Raw genomic sequence first — 19435 nt, forward strand, 5'->3', positions numbered from 1 at the left:
AATTGTGCGACATGATGAAACACCCCACGCGACATTGGAGTCACTGGCAAAGATTGCTGGTCGGTTTGCTGGTATTGGGCGTCTTCCTGCGATTTTTCAATATCGACTACCAGGTTTACTGGTACGACGAAACCATGACTTCCCTGCGCATTTCCGGGCATACGGAAGAGAAACTGATGCGGGAAGTTTACACGGGAGAACCGATAACCGTTGGCGAACTGCACCGGCAGTACCAATATCCCAATCCTACTGAAGATTGGCAGGCTGTATTTGATGCGTTGGCCCAGCATAGCGAACATTCTCCTTTGTACTATGTGCTGGCGCGCTGGTGGCATCAGATTTTTGGCAATTCGGTGGCGATTTTGCGTACGCTATCAGCGTTGTTGGGGGTATTGGTGTTGCCAGGGGTATATTGGCTGGGGCGCGAATTGTTTGCCCAGAAGACTGTTCCCTGGGTGGCAACGGCGTTGGTGGCGATATCCCCTTTTCACGTTTTGTATGCCAAAGAGGCACGGGAGTACAGTTTGTGGACGCTTACCATTGTACTTGCCAGTGCGGCTTTGCTGCGGGCTTTGCGTTTGCACCGCACCACCGACTCCCCGCCATCGCGCCCTAAGTTGGGTTTGGCTTGGGGATTGTATGCTGTGACGGTGGCGTTGGCACTTTACGCGCATCCGTTCTCAGGTCTTGTGGTGTTGGGGCATGGAATTTTTGTGGTGGTGACGGAATCTCCTCTGAAATGGCAGGGATGGCGACGCATCGGCTTGGCTTTTGTGGCGGCGGTGACTGGTTTGGTTCTGTTTCTGCCTTGGATGCTGGTGATGGTGGAGAATTTTTCTACCATTGCCCAAAATACAATTTCCACGAGTATTCCCCGTCCGAATTTGCATCTGATTTGGGGATTAAATTTAAGCCGAATTTTCTTTGATGTGAATCAAGGAACCAGTCCACTGAATCCGATTTTATATCTTTTGATTGCTTTAACGGTATATGCGATTTACTATGTCTGCCGCCACGCTTCTACGCGTAGCTGGATTTTCCTGATTACGCTGATGGGCGTCACGGGACTGGCGCTAATCGTTCCCGATGTGGTGGCTGGCGGTCGGCGTTCTAGCATCACCCGTTACGGGATTCCCAGCTATTTGGGGATTCAACTGGCGGTTTCTTATTTGCTGACGTTTAAAGTGACGCAGGCGAAAAAATACAGCCGTTTGTATCGCCGCTGGCGCACCATTGGATTGGCTTTGGCTTTTGTAGGGGTAGTTTCTAGCTTGGTTGCTGCTTTTGTCCCTGTGTGGTGGCACAAGAGCTATGCCAAAAGCCGCCACCATCCGGAATTGGCGGAGATTATCAATGGGGGCGACCGGCCCTTGGTGTTGAGCAACGATACGGTGGGGATGGTGGTATCGCTGACCCATTGCTTGCGCGATGGTGTGACTTTGCAGCTGTTTGGGGACCAAAATTTTCCGCAAATTCCTGCCCGATACCAAGATGTGTTTGTTTATCGCTTTTCGGAGGAAGATAGAGCGGCGTTCGAGGAGCAAACCAATTCTGAGTTGGTAGAGGCGTTTGAGGATGGTTGGTTGTGGGAGCAGCGATCGCGTTCTTAACCAAAGTCAGCGAAATTAGGAACCGGCTTGGGCGGCTCGTTGTCCGGCGATTTCAGCATTTTGCCGGTATTGGCTCACTTTCTGCTGGGCGGTTTCGTATTGGGGATGGTTTTGGGGCACGTTGGCCATGAAATTGGCGGCTTGCTGCCAAAGCTGTTGCACCTGATTCCAATCACTTTGGGACTCGGCGTTTTGCGCTAAGTTAGCCGCTTCGATGGCGGTGTTGACTCCCTGAGTCCAGGGGTCGGGGGTGGGTTCCGGGGTGGGTTCCGGGGAAGGAGAGGGTTCGGGGCTAGCTGCGGGAGAAGGAGATGCTTCCGGCGTAGGGGGGGTGGTAGCTGGGGGTTCCGCGGCTGGTTCGGGGTCGGAATCGGAAGTTGCGGAAAGGTCCAAAGGGATGGGACGCGGCCAGTTTGCCCGCCAGCCAGGAATCAGGCGCGTGTACATGGCACCGATCGCTGCTAGCACCAACAGCAAAAGAATACCCAAGATAGGCAACAAACTGCGGCGACGTTTGCGGATGGCAGGTTCAGTGTCTCCTGTATCTCCTGGAGAAGAACTGTCTTCTTCAGTGGCAGTGGGGAATTCGTCTGGTTCCGCTTCGCTGGGTAAGTTTTCCGAGAGGGTAGCGGGGGCTGATGCTGGTGGGGAGTCGGCGGGGGTTTCCGATTCTGGGTCGTATTGTTCAAAAACGGATAGGTCTGCCGATTGCAGTTGGATTTGTTCGCGCCAGCCAGGGGTTTCGGTACCGGTTTGATAGCCTTCCACCTGTACGGTGTGGATTTGGTCGCAACCAATGCGTTCCATACCCTGGCGAATGGTTTTCACGAACATGTCTTGGTTGGGGACTTGCGGTGCTTGCAGGGAAAGGTACAGCCAACCATCGGTGCGTTCGGCGGTGGCTTGTACGTCTTGCAGTCCTTTACGCTGGAAAAATTGATTGAAAATAGAGGCGATCGCTTCGGGATTGCCTTGTTCTGCTAGTTGCCGCAGGTTTGGCTTGTTCGGTGCCATAGCGCTTCTCTTGAGGTCGGAAAAAGCTGGTTGCCGTAGGAGGGATTGTTCGATCGCGAAAAACGCGGAGAAACCATAAATCCAACAGTACCTTTATATCCTATTTTTCCCACCAAACAAGTACCAAAATGGCCGTACAGTTCTCCGGCAACCAGCATCCCCCAAAACAGGTGCCTTATTGCTGTGCGTCTTGGTTATCTTCTTGTTGTTCGTCTGGGTTTTGCACTTTGGGAATAAAATCAGGGCGTTTTTGATTTTCCCAACCCGCAGGTCGCTTGGAGTTGTACCAAGCAATGGAACCAATGGTGACGGCAGCGATAAAGCCGATCGCATATACCAAGGTAAAGCTTAGGGGCAATCCAGCAATGCCGCTGGATGCTTCCATGAAAAGATGCATAAAACTGCCTCAGATATCAACGAAAAAACCCAAGTTATTCAATGGGGACGATCCCTAATACTCTATTTTAACAGCTAGTCCTCTTCCGGTTCTTCCGAAGATTCGGAGGTATCTGTTTGGGATGGGGCTGTATTTTCGGAACCGCCACCTTCAGAGGCAGCATCCGGCGATGAGAGAGTAGGTTCCGGCAGCAAAGACTCCGGATCGATTTCCGGCAAGGTGTCGTTGGGGTTGTTTTCGGAGGGGGTGGGGGTAGGTTCGCTGTCTGCAGATGTATCGCCGCCACCGTCGGGATTTTCCAGAATTGGCGTCATGGTGGGTACGGGAGTGGTTTCTGGGGTGGGTTGCGGCGTGGAACGGGGGGCAGGGGCGCTGTTGTCTTGGGTGGGGGTAGGGTCAGGCGTGGTTTCGTTGGTTTCGGCGGGGTCGGAGGCAGGGGCGCGACGCTGCCGGCGGCGGGGTTGCTCTGGTTGGCGGTTCAGGGGGAGGCTTTCTTCTTTTTCCGGTTCCACCGGTTTGGCGGTAATCACCCCTTCTCGGTTTTCCAGGGGAGGCAGTTCGGGGAATTCTCTGACCGGCATATCTTCCAAGATAGGTGCCATAAACTGCCGCCAGCCGTATGCTGCCGTACCGCTGCTGCCCCAGGTGGGTTCGTTGTCGTCGTTGCCCAGCCAAACGCCGGTTACCAGTTGGGGAACGTAGCCGATAAACCACAAATCCCGGGCGCGGTCGGTGGTGCCGGTTTTGCCAGCCACCGGGCGATCGCGCAAAGCTGCAGCCCGACCCGTACCGGCATATACCACCCGTTGCAGCATCCAGGTGACGATGGCGGCCGTATCTTCATCGAAAACTGGTTGGCCACTGGTGGGGGGTTCGTAAATCACTTCCCCTTCGCGGTCGATCACCTTGCGGATGCCGTGGGCTTTTATATATTTGCCTTGATTGGCAATGGTGGCGTAGGCGTTGGTTAACTCCAGCAAATTGACCTCCGAACTGCCCAAAGCCAGGGAATAAGTGGATTTTAATTCTGATTGAATGCCCATCTCGTGAGCCAGGTCAATGGTAGGTTCAAAGCCCACATCCAGCAAAACTTTCAGTGCCACCACATTGATGGAACGGGCTAAGGCATCCGCCATGGAAACCCAGCCTGCGTGTTTTTGGTTGTAGTTTTGGGGCTTGTAGCCGTCTACTTTGTAGGGAACGTCTTCGTAAGCTTGGTACGGGGAAAAACCAGCGGCAATGGCAGCTGTATAAATAATCCCTTTAAAGGTCGATCCAGGCTGGCGTTGCGCCTGGGTCACCCGGTTGAACTCGCTATTTTTAAACTCCGTACCGCCGATCATCGCCCGTACTTCCCCGGTATTGGGGTCAATAGCTACCAACGCCCCTTGGTGGAAGTTTTCGTAAGCCCCTTCTTCCTCTATCAGGGATTGGATAGTTTCCCGGGCTTGCTGCTGCCAATCGCGATTGAGGCTGGTTTCTACGGTCAAGCCGCCCCGTTCTAAGGTTTCTGCGGGCAAGACTCGTTGCAGTTCTTTCTGTACGTAGGTGGTAAAGTACGGCGCTTCTGTCTCTAGGCGCTTGGGCAATTTGGGGTTGAGGTTGAGGGGTTCTGCCATGGCTGCTTTTGCCTGGGCAGCGCTAATAAATCCTTCCTCCTGCATCCGCTGCAAAACCGTATCCCGCCTTTGCTGGGCTAAATCGGCATTCACCAGGGGAGAATATTCGCTGGGGGCGGCGGGCAACCCGGCTAGCAAGGCCATTTCCGGCAGGTCCAACTTGTCTACGGGTTTGCCAAAATAGCGCCAGGCAGCATCGGCAATTCCGTATGCCCCCGACCCCAGATAGACCAAATTGAGATATCTTTCTAAAATTTGCTCTTTGGTGAGATTTTGTTCGATTTTTCTCGCCAGCATGGCTTCGCGCAGTTTCCGTTCCAAGGTTTTTTCCTGGTTGAGAAACACCATGCGGGCAAGTTGTTGGGTAATGGTACTGCCCCCTTGGACAATTTTTTGGGCGCTGACGTTGCTTTTGGCGGCGCGGAGAATGGCTTGGTAGTCAATGCCTTCGTGTTGGTAAAACCGGCGGTCTTCTGCAGCAATAAAACTTTCTAGCAATCGGTCGGGCATGGCCGCCAAGCTCACTTGTTCGCGGGTGGCCGGACCTAGTTGCTGCAAAATGGTGCCGTCGGCGGCTTTGATGGTGAGGGTACCGTCGCGGGCAAAGGTGAGTACTTGGGCAACGTCGGGGAGACTGGCTTTGAGAATTTGATATTCCTGGTATACCCAGGTGGCACCGCTGGTGCCGGCTACAGCAACGCTTACCCCCAACCAGAACCAAACCCGGCGATAGATGGGGCGACGCTGTTGTTTTTTTTGGGGAGATTGGTTGGTCGGGGAGGAAGCAGGCGATGGTTGGCGGGAATGGTTGCTTGTTGGGGCTGCCCTGGATGGTTGGGTGGATTCCCATGCCGCCGGTGGTGCGGTTGCCGACTGTTTTTTGGGGGATTGGCGGGGGGGGTGTCCGGTTTTCGGCAGACGAATCCCCAACTGTTTCAACTTTTTCGCCAATGGATTAGCCATGTCAATCGCCTTATAGGTGAAATCGTTGCTGGGACTGGAATGCAAACCAATTTCGAGTCAAACAGCCAGCTGCCATGGTTGGACTTGGTCGGAGGCAGCGCTTGGGGCTAACCTCCGATTTTTGCTCAGACGCCCCCATACTGTCCAATGGCCAAAGCTGTTACCAAGATACCCAATACTAGGAAGGGTTGGGCATTGGCTTGATATTTTACGTCGTTATTGACCGGATCGCGCAGCAAGTACATATCTTGAAATGTGATTTGGGGAATTACCATTAACAGGAGGATGGTGGCAAAGAGGTTTTGCTGGAGGCTGATGAGATAGCCGGCGACACCAATTTGGAACAGGTCGATGGTGAGCGCACAAATCCAAGCAGCTGCGGTGGTACCAAACATGACGGGGATGGATTTTAAGCCCAATTCGCGATCGCCTTGTACGCTTTTGAAATCGTTCACAATGGCAATGCCCAATCCGGCAAAGCTGTAGAACATGGTCAGTAAAATAACTTGTAGGTTTAGCGTACCAAACAGGGCGTGTCCGGCACACCAGGGCAGGGCGATGTAACTGGCACCGAGGGCGTAGTTCCCCAGCCAACCGTTTCTTTTTAATTTTAGCGGCGGTGCGGAATAGATGTAGGCTAAAAATGACCCCACCAGGGCCACCATGGTGACGCTGGGGATTTCGTTGCCCACCCACCAGTCGAGGAAGTAGGCCAATCCCAATCCAGCCGCCAGCAACACCAATATTTGGGCAACGACTTGACCCGTACCGATGGCACCGGCAGGAATGGGTCGGTAGGGTTCGTTGATGGCGTCGATTTCGCGGTCGAAAAAGTCGTTCATGGTTTGCGTATAGCCGGCTAGTAGGGGACCGGAGAGGGTCATACAAGCGATCGCTAAAAGTATATTTTCGATGGTCCAGCTGAAGTTCCCGGAAGCCGCGGCACCACAGACCACGCCCCAAACCAGGGGAACCCAGGTAATCGGCTTCATCAGTTGCAGTCGAATCCGCCAGATGGAGGTTTCTTGGTAGTCTGCCCCGCGCATGCCCAAAATTTGACGGGTTTGGGCGGTGCGGTTGTTGTTATTGTTGTCGGTTTGGGAAGTGTCTTCTGCAGAAGGTTGGTTTTGCGCTTCGGTGGGTTGGGATTCGGGAGAAGGCGTTGGTTGTCCAGACATAGGGAAGAATATCCGTAAGAACAGATGCTTGGCAGGAAAAACAGGAATTTGCTGAAAATTTTCAACTGGAAAGCCAGCTGGTTTCAGGGTTACTGGGCAAATGAAATGGTTAAATATTGGTTTTGAAATTTGGCACCGGTAACGGCTTTGTTACGCAGTTGTTGCGGTAAAAAGACATTGTGCCTTTGGTCGCCGGCTTCGATGGTCACTTCGGGACCGTATTGGGTGAGTTTGACTTGATTTTTATCAAAACTGGGCAAAAATAGGCGTACCTGACGTTGTTCGGTGTCGATGGTTATGGGGGTGGGGGCTTGTATTGCCTGCTGTTGCAGGTCGGGTAAGGCTTGCACCAACTCTTCCCAACTGTCTCCCTGGCGTTGGGGCAGGGCAGTTACCGGTAGGGGGTCAAACTGGCTGCTGGTGGCTGCCGGCACTTGGGTTTGTTGGTTGCACAAAACGCCGCCTACGGTCAAGCCTACTTGTTGGGAACTGCCCCACAAATACCGGGCGGTAGCGATCGCGGCTGGGTCGTTGTTGGTTACCAAAAAGCCGGCTACCCGCTTGGCATCGGTGATGGTGTTGCGCCCTTTTTCCAGCTGGTCGGTAATTTGGTTGAGGGGTTGGTCGATGCGATCGCTGTTGGACCAGTTCACATTCAACACGGCATTAGTCACCGGCTGTACGAAGGGAGAAAGGGCTTTCGCCAGGTCGGATTCGGCAATTACTTGACGGAACCGCCGCATGTACCAGCCCATAATTTCCGGCATGCCGATCGTGCGCAGGGTTTCTTGATTGCCGGGACCGTCAAAGACAATCAGGTCGTATTGACCGCTGGCATCGTATTCGCGCAGGGCATTTAAAATCAGGGCGTTTTCCATACCTGGCAGTACGGCGAGTTCTTGCCCGTATACGTCTTTAAAAAAGGGGGTTTTGACGTATTCGGCTTCCAACCGTTTTAATTCTTCCCAGGATTTTTCCAGAAGGGTGGTGCCTTGCAGCTTCACAGCTTGCAGGTTGGGGGCGATTTCGGTAGGTTTGTCAGAAACGGTAGTCCCCAACAGCAGGTGGAAGCTGGGATCGACGCTGCATAGCAAAACCCGTTGGTTTTGTTGGGCGTATTTTTTGGCGGTGGCAATGGCGATGGTGGTTCGACCCGTGCCGCCCTTGCCCAGAAATGTCAAAATCTGCGACATATTGCTTGTTCTGACCAAGTTTTTGGTGTACCAGTTGCTTGTTGCTTGGATGGGAATGGTGGCAGCGTAGTTGGCGTACCGGGGTCAGGGGAACCGCCATGGCAAACCAACTACGAAAACAACCATTCCTATTCGATGCCGGTCAGCAATGGCTACCGACGGTGCGACAAACGGTTATTCGGCTGGTTCTAGTTCGTCTTCAAAAAACCAAGTGGCAAAACCATTGTCGAATTTAACGACGCAGCCGACGCCGCTACCGTCTACCATTTTGTAGTCGGCAACGGTACCGACGGGGTTTTTCTTTATTTGATTGACCGTTTTGGCAGATACGCGATCGCGAATCCGACGTACTTTGACTTTTTGACCGATTTCCATTGCCATTACAATCTACAAGACCAACCCAAAGTTTATCAGTCTAAACGACGCTTCACATATCCTTACATGGTATCTTGGTGCGGATGCCGGTTGACAAGGGGCATTGGAGTTTCCCTTGCGAGGTAAGGATATTCCCGATGGATTAAACGTACTATACCTAGCTTGAGGGATTTTATGCTAGCCAAACGAATTTTGCCCTGTTTGGATGTCAATGCTGGTCGCGTGGTCAAGGGCGTGAATTTTGTCAATTTGCGCGATGCTGGCGACCCGGTGGAACTCGCCCAGGTGTATAACGATGCGGGTGCTGATGAATTGGTGTTTTTGGATATTACCGCCACCCACGAAGACCGCGATATTATCCTGGATGTGGTCTACCGCACCGCCGAAAATGTGTTCATTCCTTTGACGGTAGGTGGTGGGGTGCAATCCTTAGAAACAGTTAAAAATTTGTTAAGAGCTGGTGCCGATAAAGTTAGCGTTAACTCGGCAGCGGTACGCCAACCGGATTTTGTCGATCGCGCCAGCGATCGCTTTGGCAAACAGTGTATTGTAGTAGCTATTGACGCGCGTCGGGGCAGCGATTCTGCTTCTGGTTGGCAAGTATACGTACGTGGCGGTCGAGAAAATACCGGTCGCGATGCCATTGAATGGGCAAAAGAAGTGGAAGCCCGAGGTGCCGGCGAACTCCTGGTTACCAGCATGGATGCCGATGGCACCCAAAACGGCTACGATTTGGAACTAACGCGTACGATTTCCGAAGCCGTAGAAATCCCCGTTATTGCCTCTGGAGGTGCCGGTAACTGCCAGCATATCTACGAAGCCCTCACCGAAGGCAAAGCCGAAGCTGCCCTATTGGCCTCTTTGTTACACTACAGGCAGCTAACCATCGAACAAATCAAAGACTTTTTATCTGAAGGACAGGTTCCGGTACGGCAGCACATCGATAAATTGTAAAGTCTGGGAGCGTGGGAGCGTACCGAGCGTGGGAGCGTGGGAGCGTGGGAGCTTGGGAGCTTGGGAAATATAATGGTTGTTTTCTCCGATGCCCCGACGCTCCGATGCCCCGATGCTCCGATGCCCCGATCTCCGACGCCCCGACGCCCGAACCAAACGCCAAAACCCCCATAAAATCAGGATTTTTGGCGGAATATGAGTTTCTTAAATTCTTATAAAAAAACGTGCGATCGCTACTGGAAAATGTTAAGCTATGTAAAAAGGAAAAATTAATTTATGCAAAATTATGATAATTATCCTATTTTTCGTCGTTGCGTTGGTTGCCTGGTCGCTGCATTTAATGCAAGAAGCGGTCAAGCATCGGGAATTTTCCCTGATGTTGGCTGGGACTTTGGTAGCAGCATCTGCGGCCGCCATGATGCTGGTTTACTTTCTCATGCATGGGTACATGGGATATGTTTCCCAAATGAATCAAAATCCCTACTGGCTACCGGACGAGTCCACCGAAGAATCTGCCAGTCCTTCGGTATGGTACTCCGATAGTTCGCAAAATCGTTGGGAGGCCCGCCAATATTTTTATACCGAGCCTGCCAACCAAAGCCAATAAATCCTGCAGTCCCCCCATGCAGGCTTTTTTATCCTTAATTTTTTTTTCTTTCCAATTTTTTTTTGAGAAAATACTTGACAGAATCGGTAGCGATAGGTCATCATAATAAAGCGTCGTTAAAAAGGCAGTTCCAACAAACGCCAAGAACGAATACGGCACCTGGGGCTATAGCTCAGCTGGTAGAGCACCTCAATGGCATTGAGGGGGTCAGCGGTTCGAGTCCGCTTAGCTCCATTTTTTCTCCTCGCTGCTAGGCGCGGTGAGATAGTAAGCCCAAAAGCTCTTCATCGGTTAAATTGCGTTTTAACTGGGTAGAGAGTTGTCGTGTAACCAAAAGCAGCGATCGCATTTGTTCCGGTTCTAAAACGATACCGTATTGGGATAGTTTGTGGGAGAGAATTCCCCGACCGGAATGTTTGCCAACTTGCATTTGTCTTTGCATCCCCACCTGTTCCGGAGAAAACGGTTCGTAAGTTTGGGGATTTTTTAAAACGCCAGCGGTGTGAATTCCCGACTCGTGGGCAAATGCATTTTTTCCCACCACTGCCTTCCAACGAGGCAACCCTTCCCCCGATGCCTGTTGTACCAACTGCGAAAGGGAAAATAACTGCCGCGTGTCTATAGACAAGTCTACACCATTGATTTGCTTTAAAACCATCACCACTTCTTCTAAGGGGGCATTGCCAGCGCGTTCCCCCAAACCATTCACTGTGGTATTGACAGAAGTAGCGCCAGCGCGGATGCCAGCAATGGCGTTAGCAGTAGCCATTCCCAAATCGTCGTGGGTGTGCATTTCAATGGGAATATTAACCGATTGAACCAGTTTGCGAATGCGATCGCAAGTGGAAAACGGGTCCAAAATTCCGACAGTATCGCAGAAACGAAAGCGGGAAGCGCCCCAATTCTGGGATTTTTGCGCAATTTCCACGAGAAACGCTTCCTCAGCGCGGGAACTGTCTTCGCCACCAACGGATACCCACAATCCCCGCTTTACCGACCAAGCAATGGTTCGTTGCAAATACTGCAAAACCAACGCGCGGCTACCTTGAAATTTAACACCAATTTGAATATCGGAGACGGGAATAGAGATGTGAACCCGTTGCAAACCACATTCGGCGGAAGCGGCAACATCTTCTATCCGCGCGCGGTTCCATGCCAATAAACGGCTTTTTAAACCCAAATTGGCGATTTGGCGGATGGTTTGCCGTTCTGCTTCTCCCATAGCGGGGATACCCACTTCAATTTCTGGTATTCCCATTTTGGCTAATTTTTGCGCGATCGCCATTTTCTCCGCCGGTGTAAAGGCAACACCAGCAGCTTGTTCGCCATCGCGTAGCGTTGTGTCGTTAATGTTGATTGCTGCGTTCATTGGGAGACTTCCTACAAGGGAACCGATGTTTGTTCGTTTCAGTTGCTACTAAAATTTTTTCTATTTTCTTTTTAAGCAAAATGCTATCTTTGATACAATCTCTGAAGAAATTTGCCCCAATTGTATAAACCTTAGGATTTTTTTCCAATTCCCTTAAGAAGAGCTTCATATTTTCTCGATAAACCAACCTTTTTTGCTAAAATATAAAAAAAATAAAAAAACGTTCAAAGAAAACAATATCGATCGGGGAACGGGTGGCAAAAGGAAAAGCTATATGGAATTACAAGCCTCTACACACAAGGCTTCTGCGATTTAGCAAAACACAATACAAGCACTTTGAGTACCACGTAAGTACTCATTCACAAACCCTGTAAAAACGCTGAATTTCCCAACACGATAGGAACAAAAACTGAGTACTGTTTTCCCGAATCTTGTTCCCTTTTCACCCGAACCACCTACAGAAAAACCCGGACCATTACCCGTTAAAAAAGTTGAAATTTCTTCAAACGCCCACCCTGCGGTCTTCCGTCAAAGTTGAGTACAGAGGTAATTATTATTAATTATTCAATCACTACCCCTGCGAGTTGGCAACCACTAGGCATTTGATACAAGTTTCAGAACAAGGCAGAACGAGTTCTCCTGCCGACAATTTCCCAGATCCCCTCCGGAGGGTAGAAGTTACACGCAATTCGCTATTCAAGTACCGCGAACCTACGTAGGGGAAACTAGGGAAATTGACATCCAAACACAATCCGCATAAACCACAATTTCCGAACATTGGAATTCGTAGCAGAGTAGGCAGATTGGCAGATTTGGTATCGGCAGCAATCGCAGTCTGGCAATTGCCCAGAACTCAGGCAATAGGGGGAACAGAACCACGATTTGTCGCTTTTTGAGGAAATACCATGACTTCCACCACACCCAGCCAAACCCCGCAGCCAGCAGCCGCTTCCACAGACATGCCAGTTATACGAGTAGCGGTTGCCAGCAAAGACGACCAACTGGTGAACCAACATTTTGGTCATGCCAAGGAATTTTTGATTTACGAAGTACAGGGTTCGGTCGCCACCCTGCTGGAAAAACGTTCTATCGAACAGTATTGCCACGGCAAAGACGATACGCCGGGAGATTTGCAAGCTATTTTGGACACGTTAGAAGATTGTAGCGCGGTTTTGGTTTCGCGTATCGGTCACGGTCCCGACGACCGTTTGCGAGATGCCGGTATCGAACCAGTACAGGTATACGACGTTATCGAAACGGCGGTGTTGGACTTTTACGCGCAATACTGTCAAGAAATAAGTTAGGAAAGAGGGGAAGAGGGGTTGGTATCAGGTATGAATACTCCCATGCCCCTCATACCAGCGATTTGCCGTTCAAAAACAGGAATTTTCTATGACGCCACCAGTTATTTATCTCGACAACAATGCGACTACGAAGGTTGCTGATGAAGTTCTAGAAACCATGATGCCTTATTTTTGCCAGCAATATGGCAATGCGTCGAGTATGCATACCTTTGGTGGTCGCTTGGAGAAGCAAATCAAAACAGCGAGGGAACAGGTGGCAGCTTTGATAAATGCCGACCCCAGCGAAATTGTCTTTACCAGTTGCGGTACGGAAGGGGATAATACGGCAATTCGGTCTGCTTTGGCTGCCAATCCCGAGAAAAAACATATTGTGACCACGCAAGTAGAACATCCGGCGGTGTTACAGCTGTGTCGCCGTCTGGAAAAGCAGGGATACGAGGTGACGTATCTTTCGGTAGACCGCAAGGGGCAGTTAAATTTAGATGAGCTGAGAGCTTCTTTGCGAGACGATACGGCTGTGGTTTCGGTGATGTGTGCCAATAACGAAACTGGGAATTTGTTTCCGGTGGAACGGATTGGTGAGTTTGTAAAGGCAAAGGGAATTTTGTTTCATGTGGATGCCGTCCAGGCGGTGGGGAAATTTCCTTTGGATATGCAAAACAGTACGATTGATTTTCTGGTTTTATCGGGACACAAAGTTCACGCTGGCAAGGGAATTGGGGTACTGTACGTCCGCAAGGGGGTTCGCTTCCATCCGCTGCTGGTTGGCGGTCACCAGGAACGGGGAAGGCGCGGCGGTACGGAAAATGTGGCTGCGATCGCTGGTTTGGGAAAAGCGGCGGAACTCACCCGTTTGGGTATGAATGACGATATTGCCCATATGAAGCAGTTGCGCGATCGCTTGGAACAGGGAATTCTTAGCCAAATTTCTAATTGCGAACTCAACGGCCATCCCACGCGGCGGCTTCCCAATACGACGAATATTGGCTTTCAGCATATTGAAGGGGAGGCGATTCTGCTTTCTTTGGACCGCTACGGGATTTGCGCGTCGTCGGGTTCGGCTTGTACGTCGGGGTCGTTGGAACCTTCCCACGTTCTCAAGGCGATGGGGGTTCCCTATACGCTGCTACATGGGTCGATTCGGTTTAGTTTGTCGCGGTATACCACGGCGGCTGAGGTGGAACGGGTTTTGCAGGTGATGCCGCAGGTGGTGGACTGGTTGCGGTCGATTTCTCCGTTTAGCCAGCCGGCTTCGGTGGGATAAGCGATCTTTTTGAAGTTTTGCAGGTAGCCAGTAGATTTTTGGGAGAAGACAATGTGGGATTATACGGATAAGGTAATGGATTTGTTTCACCATCCCCACAATATGGGTGCGATCGCGCATTCGGAATGTACGGAGGCAGAGGCAGTGGCGGTGGGGGAAATTGGCAGCATTGTCTGTGGGGATGCGTTGCGGTTGCATTTGCGGATTGACAAGGCAAGCGATCGTATTGTGGATGCTAGGTTCCAGACGTTTGGCTGCGCCAGCGCGATCGCTTCTTCGTCGGCGCTGACGGATTTGGTTAAAGGGATGACTTTGGATGAGGCAATGGCAGTTACAAATAAGAATATTGCCGAATTTCTTGGGGGATTGCCCCAGGAAAAAATGCACTGTTCGGTGATGGGAAAGGAAGCTTTGGATGCTGCTATTGCCAATTATCGGGGAATTTCCCTACATCCGGAAGCGGAAGATGAAAGTCCTTTGGTTTGCAAGTGTTTTGCAGTGACCGCTGGTAAGATTAAACGGCTGATTCGCGAGAACGAACTAACCACAGCAGCGCAGGTGACGAACTATATTAAAGCCGGTGGCGGTTGCGGTACTTGTCTGACGGAAATTGATGAGTTGCTTTGGGACGTTTATCAGGAAAAAATGGGAGAATTGCCGGAAAATTCTCTAGCAGAGAAGGAAACTTCTCCGGTTTCCCAAAAGCAAGCATCCCGTTTGACGATGGTGGAGAAAATTAATTTAATCCAAGAGGTTTTGGCGGCAGACATTCGACCGATTTTAGAAGCCGATGGCGGCGATGTTTGCCTCTACGAAGTGGCGGGAAATTTGGTACAGGTAAATCTACAAGGCGCTTGCTGCGGTTGTCCCAGTTCTACGGCTACTTTAAAACAGTTGATTGAAGATAAATTACGCCAGTCGGTGTCTGAAGATTTGGTGGTGGAAGCAGTTCGCTAGTTGTATGTTTTCAATTATTTTTGTTTTTTAGTACAATCTCCTTAAATCTAGCGCGATCGCATCTTCGGATGCGATTTTTTTTGATAAAGTAGTTTTATTTTTTCTTTAGAAAGTATCTACCATTTCGTTATATATTTTACTTTTATTCTGGCAAATATTTTTTAGTATAAAAATAGAAAGACACGTACCTTTCCACCGTGTCAAAACAAACAGCCAAACATACATTCCAGCTAGGAGGTTCTAATGCAAACTGTAGAAACGACTACCAACACACCCCAAGATAAAGAAATTCGCATTTCGCAACCAGCTTTGCAACGCATGAAAGAACTGCGCCATCAAATTGAGGGTGATGTCTGCCTGCGAATCGGTGTTCGTCAGGGTGGATGTTCTGGATTGACCTATGTTATGAACTTTGACGATATTCACCACCACCTTCCTGGCGACAAAATGTTTGATTTTGATGGCTTGAAAGTGGTTTGCGACCCCAAAAGCTTGGAATGTGTTGAGGGGTTAATTATTGATTTCAACCATTCGGTTTTGGGAATTGGTGGCGAATTCCAATTCATGAATCCCAGCGCCGAAGCTACTTGCTGTTGTGGTCAATCTTTTGCTACTGAAGTCGCTTCTTAAAAATACAGTCTATAAAACCAATAATTGGATTCCGGCAACACTCTCCCTAGGATTCTAGGGGGATTTTTTATGGAGAAAGCTTCTGGTAACTTAATTGTAGGGTGGGCAGGGCACACCCTACTAAATAAAATGTAAATTAATGTAAACATATTTTTTCTAATTTAACAAAAAAAAGATGGGATTTTGTATCTACAAATACTTTTCTGACTGGGAGAATCGTTAATAATAAAAATCAGCAGAGGAGAGAAAGTTTTAACCCAGAAAACTGAACGGCTACCTCTACAGAAATTTTCACCAATACTTCCAACAGATATTTGCAGAAAATTATAGAAAGCAATCCTTCGTTGGAGTTTTCAAAATACAGAATTGCCAATTTTTGGAGGCGACATTATGCGTAAAATCGCAATTTACGGAAAAGGCGGTATCGGGAAATCTACCACTACCCAAAATACCGTAGCCGGATTGGTCGAAATGGGTCGTAAAGTCATGATTGTTGGCTGCGACCCGAAAGCAGACTCCACCCGCTTGCTTTTGGGTGGTATGGCACAAACAAGCGTTCTCGACACCTTACGGGAAGAAGGCGAAGAAGTAGAACTTGAAGATATCCGCAAATCCGGATACGGCAACACCCTTTGCGTGGAATCCGGCGGACCAGAACCAGGCGTTGGCTGTGCGGGTCGTGGCATTATCACCTCCATCAGCATGTTGGAACAGCTAGGTGCTTACGACGAAAGCGAACATCTCGAATATGCCTTTTACGACGTACTGGGTGACGTAGTTTGCGGCGGTTTTGCCATGCCGATTCGGGAAGGCAAAGCGCAAGAAATTTATATTGTTACCTCTGGTGAGATGATGGCAATGTATGCTGCCAACAACATCTGCCGTGGTATTCGCAAGTATGCCGAATCCGGTGGGGTTCGCCTCGGCGGGTTAATATGCAACTCCCGTAAGGTAGACCGCGAGTCTGACCTCATTGAAGCCTTGGCAGAAAAATTGGGAACCAAAATGATTTATTTCATGCCGCGCGACAATGTGGTCCAACGTGCAGAACTCAACCGCAAGACCGTGATTGAGTTTGAACCAGACTGCGAACAGGCAGACCACTATCGCAGCCTTGCCAAGGCGATTGATGAAAATACCGACCAAACCATTCCCACGCCGATGAATAACGATGAGTTGGAACAACTGCTGGTTAAATTTGGTTTGCTCGGATAAGTGGTTGTTGAAGTAGGCAGCGCCTTGGTTATCTGTAATTTCCAATTTACCCACTCAGATGACCAGCGTTGCCATAATTTTCTTGAATGAATCGGATTTTTGGATTGATAGGAGGCAACTCCCATGAGCATTATGGTTCGTGCCATCATTCGGCCGGAGAAGACACCCGATGTTTTGCAAGCATTGCTCGATGCTGGTTATCCAGCGGTAACCAAAGTAGATGTATACGGTCGGGGAAAACAACGCGGTTTGAAGATTGGTAACGTTATCTACGACGAACTGCCCAAAGAATTGTTGATGGTGGTGGTTCCGGAAGCAGATAAAGAAGCTGTGGTCAGTACCATTTTAGAAAATGCGCGCACGGGAACGGAAGGCGCGTATGGCGACGGTAAGATTTTTATCTCCCCTGTAGAGGAAATCTATACCGTCAGCACCGGACAGCAAGAAGAAGCATCGGTTCCAACTACCAATTTCGCCACAGTTTAATGACTTACCTCGAATAAAAGAACAATTAGAACCGGCTATCAGCTTGTACTGGGTTTCCAGTAGAAAGAAATGGAGGGATGCTTGTGGGTAATTGAGCCAATTCTTTCGATATTTTCAAGCTGGTAGCACCCCCCACATCACAGGAGGTGGCTTTCATGAAAGAAATTCTAGCTATTATTCGCATGAACAAAATCCAAGCAACCAAAGAAGCTTTGGTCAATGCAGGGTTTCCCGGTTTCAATGCGGTGAAAGTAGCAGGACGAGGACAGCAAGCCTTGGATGCAGAAGTTATTCAAGCTTTGAACAATCATCCCGAAGACACCAATGAAGTTTTGCCGTTACTGGCACACTGTCCGCGTTTGATTCCCAAGCGTTTGGTGAGTCTGGTGGTTCCCGACGAACAGGTATCCCGCGCGGTGGATACGTTAATCCAAGCCAATCAAACCGGCAATTCTGGCGATGGCAAAATCTTTGTTTTACCAGTGTTCGACAGCGTCCGCGTACGAACTGGAGAAGTAGGACGGGTCGCTGTTGATGAGATGACTGGCTAGTTGAGATCGTTTGAGAACAGGAGTTTGTTATGACCGAACCGAATCAAAATAACCCGCAATGGGAAACCGATACGGATACCTTCCAGGCAACAGAGACATTGATGCGTTCCCAGTCTCCCATTGACGAAACCACCACCCAGGAAACGGTTGAGGAAATTATTTCCGCCTATCCTAAAAAAGTTGCCAAAAAGCGCAGCAAGCATATTGTGGTTCGCGACCCAGCGCAGCCAGAACAGGAAATTAACGCCAACGTACGTACAACCCCAGGCATTATCACCCAACGCGGATGTTCCTTTGCGGGATGTAAAGGGGTGGTTGTGGGACCGTTTGGCGATGTCGTTCACATCGTTCACGGACCGGTTGGCTGTTCTTACTATTCCTGGATGACCCGCCGCAATCAGTTCAAAACCCGGGAAGATGGGGAGAACTTCATACACTATTGCTTCACCACGGATATGAACGAACACGACCTGGTGTTTGGTGGCATGAATAAGCTGAGGAAGGCAATTCAGGAAGCCTACGACCTGTTCCATCCCAGAGCAATTACCGTTCACGCTACCTGTCCGGTGGGTCTGATTGGTGACGATATCCAAGGCGTTGCCAGGGAAATGGCTGAGAAGTTAAATACGAATATAAGTGCCTTTAACTGCGAAGGGTACAAGGGGGTCAGCCAGTCGGCAGGACACCACATCGCCAACAATGAGTTTTTCAAAAAATGGATCGGTCAGGATACGGAAACGGAGTCTATTGAAGGCTATACGGTGAATATCCTGGGTGAGTACAACATCGGCGGCGATGCTTGGGAAATCGAGCGGGTGTTGAACAAATGCGGCATTCAAGTTATTGCGACGTTTAGTGGCGATGGTTCCTACGATGAAGCTACCAAAGCGCATTTGGCGCAGGCAAACTTGGTTATGTGCCATCGTTCCATTAACTACATGGCAAATATGATGGAAACCAAGTATGGAACCCCTTGGTTGAAGGTGAACTTTATTGGCATTCATGCCTTTGCCAAGAGTTTGCGCAAGTTGGCTCGTTTCTTTGACGACCCAGAACTGACGCAACGTATTGAAGAGGTGATTGAAGAAGAATTAGCGATCGCTGAAACCCAAATAGCAGAATACCGCCAACGCCTGGAAGGAAAAACTGTATTCCTCTTTGTCGGTGGTTCCCGCGCCCACCACTACCAAGACCTATTTGCCGATTTGGGTATGAAAACCATCGTCGCCGGTTACGAATTTGCTCACCGGGATGACTATGAAGGTCGCCAGGCACTGCCGAAAATTAAGGTCGATGCTGACAGCCGCAATATTGAAGAGTTGGAGGTCAAACCCGACCCAGAAAACTATCAACCTCCAAAATCCGAAGAAGAATTGGAAAAACTGCGCCAGGAAAAAGTCGTTGGCGAATACACAGGGATGATGCCAGACATGGGAGAAGGCACCCTGTTGGTAGACAACATTTCTCACCACGAACTGGATACTCTCATCAAACGGTTCCAACCGGATTTAATTGGTTCCGGTATCAAAGACAAATACATCATTGAAAAATTCGGTATCCCCTCCAAACAATTACACAACTACGACTACGGTGGTCCTTATGCTGGCTTTTGGGGGGCTGTAAACTTTGCCAAAGATGTTGACAGCCGGGTCAACAGCCCCACTTGGCAGTACGTCAAAGCCCCGTGGCAGCAAGCTTCGTAAGTCTTTATCCTGGTTTTGCGATTGGCTATGTTTTCCCCTTCCCTCC

General features: G+C 49.8%; 17 protein-coding genes, 1 tRNA gene and 1 pseudogene. 12 read left to right on the top strand and 7 right to left on the bottom strand.

What is annotated here, in order from left to right; genetic code table 11:
- Positions 1–11 precede the first annotated feature (11 nt).
- Positions 12–1610, top strand: a complete 1599-nt coding sequence (locus AS151_RS06515; protein WP_071516241.1) for a glycosyltransferase family 39 protein — start codon at positions 12–14, stop codon at positions 1608–1610.
- A gap of 15 nt (positions 1611–1625) precedes the next feature.
- Here the strand turns inward: AS151_RS06515 and AS151_RS06520 are convergent, their stop codons facing one another.
- From AS151_RS06520 to AS151_RS06545, 6 genes are all read right to left on the bottom strand, one after another.
- Positions 1626–2624 (bottom strand): hypothetical protein, encoded by a 999-nt coding sequence (locus AS151_RS06520; RefSeq protein WP_071516242.1) that lies wholly within the window; start codon positions 2622–2624, stop codon positions 1626–1628.
- Between the two features lie 175 nt (positions 2625–2799).
- Positions 2800–3021: a hypothetical protein gene (locus AS151_RS06525; RefSeq protein ID WP_071516243.1), complete on the bottom strand. Its 222-nt coding sequence runs from the start codon at positions 3019–3021 to the stop codon at positions 2800–2802.
- A 74-nt stretch (positions 3022–3095) separates the two neighbouring features.
- Positions 3096–5603: a penicillin-binding protein 1A gene (locus AS151_RS06530; protein WP_071516244.1), complete on the bottom strand. Its 2508-nt coding sequence runs from the start codon at positions 5601–5603 to the stop codon at positions 3096–3098.
- Between the two features lie 125 nt (positions 5604–5728).
- Positions 5729–6781 (bottom strand): chlorophyll synthase ChlG, encoded by a 1053-nt coding sequence (gene chlG, locus AS151_RS06535; protein ID WP_071516245.1) that lies wholly within the window; start codon positions 6779–6781, stop codon positions 5729–5731.
- Positions 6782–6870: 89 nt separating this feature from the next.
- Positions 6871–7974: an ArsA family ATPase gene (locus AS151_RS06540; protein ID WP_071516246.1), complete on the bottom strand. Its 1104-nt coding sequence runs from the start codon at positions 7972–7974 to the stop codon at positions 6871–6873.
- Between the two features lie 174 nt (positions 7975–8148).
- Complete coding sequence (locus tag AS151_RS06545; RefSeq protein WP_071516247.1) at positions 8149–8355, bottom strand: DUF2862 domain-containing protein; 207 nt, start codon at positions 8353–8355, stop codon at positions 8149–8151.
- A 168-nt stretch (positions 8356–8523) separates the two neighbouring features.
- On the opposite strand from AS151_RS06545, the gene hisF reads away from it, so the two are divergent.
- The 3 genes and pseudogenes from hisF to AS151_RS06560 all read left to right on the top strand — a co-directional run bounded on the left by hisF (position 8524) and on the right by AS151_RS06560 (position 10144).
- Positions 8524–9303: an imidazole glycerol phosphate synthase subunit HisF gene (gene hisF, locus AS151_RS06550; RefSeq protein ID WP_071516248.1), complete on the top strand. Its 780-nt coding sequence runs from the start codon at positions 8524–8526 to the stop codon at positions 9301–9303.
- Positions 9304–9586: 283 nt separating this feature from the next.
- Positions 9587–9775, top strand: a pseudogene (locus AS151_RS06555) (hypothetical protein); the annotation flags it as partial.
- A 296-nt stretch (positions 9776–10071) separates the two neighbouring features.
- Positions 10072–10144, top strand: a tRNA-Ala gene (locus AS151_RS06560).
- 16 nt (positions 10145–10160) lie between these two features.
- Here the strand turns inward: AS151_RS06560 and nifV are convergent.
- A complete protein-coding gene (gene nifV, locus AS151_RS06565) occupies positions 10161–11279 on the bottom strand; it encodes a homocitrate synthase (RefSeq protein WP_071516249.1) in 1119 nt (372 codons plus the stop codon).
- 905 nt (positions 11280–12184) lie between these two features.
- Here nifV and AS151_RS06575 point away from each other — a divergent pair.
- From AS151_RS06575 to nifD, 8 genes are all read left to right on the top strand, one after another.
- Positions 12185–12583, top strand: coding sequence for a NifB/NifX family molybdenum-iron cluster-binding protein (locus AS151_RS06575; protein ID WP_211517546.1), 399 nt, complete (start codon positions 12185–12187; stop codon positions 12581–12583).
- A gap of 88 nt (positions 12584–12671) precedes the next feature.
- Positions 12672–13847, top strand: a complete 1176-nt coding sequence (gene nifS / locus AS151_RS06580; protein ID WP_071516251.1) for a cysteine desulfurase NifS — start codon at positions 12672–12674, stop codon at positions 13845–13847.
- Between the two features lie 51 nt (positions 13848–13898).
- Positions 13899–14804 (top strand): Fe-S cluster assembly protein NifU, encoded by a 906-nt coding sequence (nifU, locus tag AS151_RS06585; protein WP_071516252.1) that lies wholly within the window; start codon positions 13899–13901, stop codon positions 14802–14804.
- A gap of 243 nt (positions 14805–15047) precedes the next feature.
- Positions 15048–15434, top strand: a complete 387-nt coding sequence (locus AS151_RS06590; protein ID WP_071516253.1) for an iron-sulfur cluster assembly accessory protein — start codon at positions 15048–15050, stop codon at positions 15432–15434.
- 390 nt (positions 15435–15824) lie between these two features.
- Complete coding sequence (gene nifH / locus AS151_RS06595; protein WP_071516268.1) at positions 15825–16649, top strand: nitrogenase iron protein; 825 nt, start codon at positions 15825–15827, stop codon at positions 16647–16649.
- 123 nt (positions 16650–16772) lie between these two features.
- Positions 16773–17135: a P-II family nitrogen regulator gene (locus AS151_RS06600; protein WP_071516254.1), complete on the top strand. Its 363-nt coding sequence runs from the start codon at positions 16773–16775 to the stop codon at positions 17133–17135.
- Positions 17136–17290: 155 nt separating this feature from the next.
- Complete coding sequence (locus AS151_RS06605) at positions 17291–17686, top strand: P-II family nitrogen regulator (protein WP_071516255.1); 396 nt, start codon at positions 17291–17293, stop codon at positions 17684–17686.
- 101 nt (positions 17687–17787) lie between these two features.
- Entirely contained in the window at positions 17788–19389 is a 1602-nt protein-coding gene (gene nifD, locus AS151_RS06610; protein WP_071516269.1) for a nitrogenase molybdenum-iron protein alpha chain, read from the top strand.
- The last annotated feature ends 46 nt before the right edge of the window (positions 19390–19435 follow it).

Origin of the sequence: Geitlerinema sp. PCC 9228 (assembly GCF_001870905.1) — a bacterium.
GTDB lineage: Bacteria > Cyanobacteriota > Cyanobacteriia > Cyanobacteriales > PCC-9228 > PCC-9228.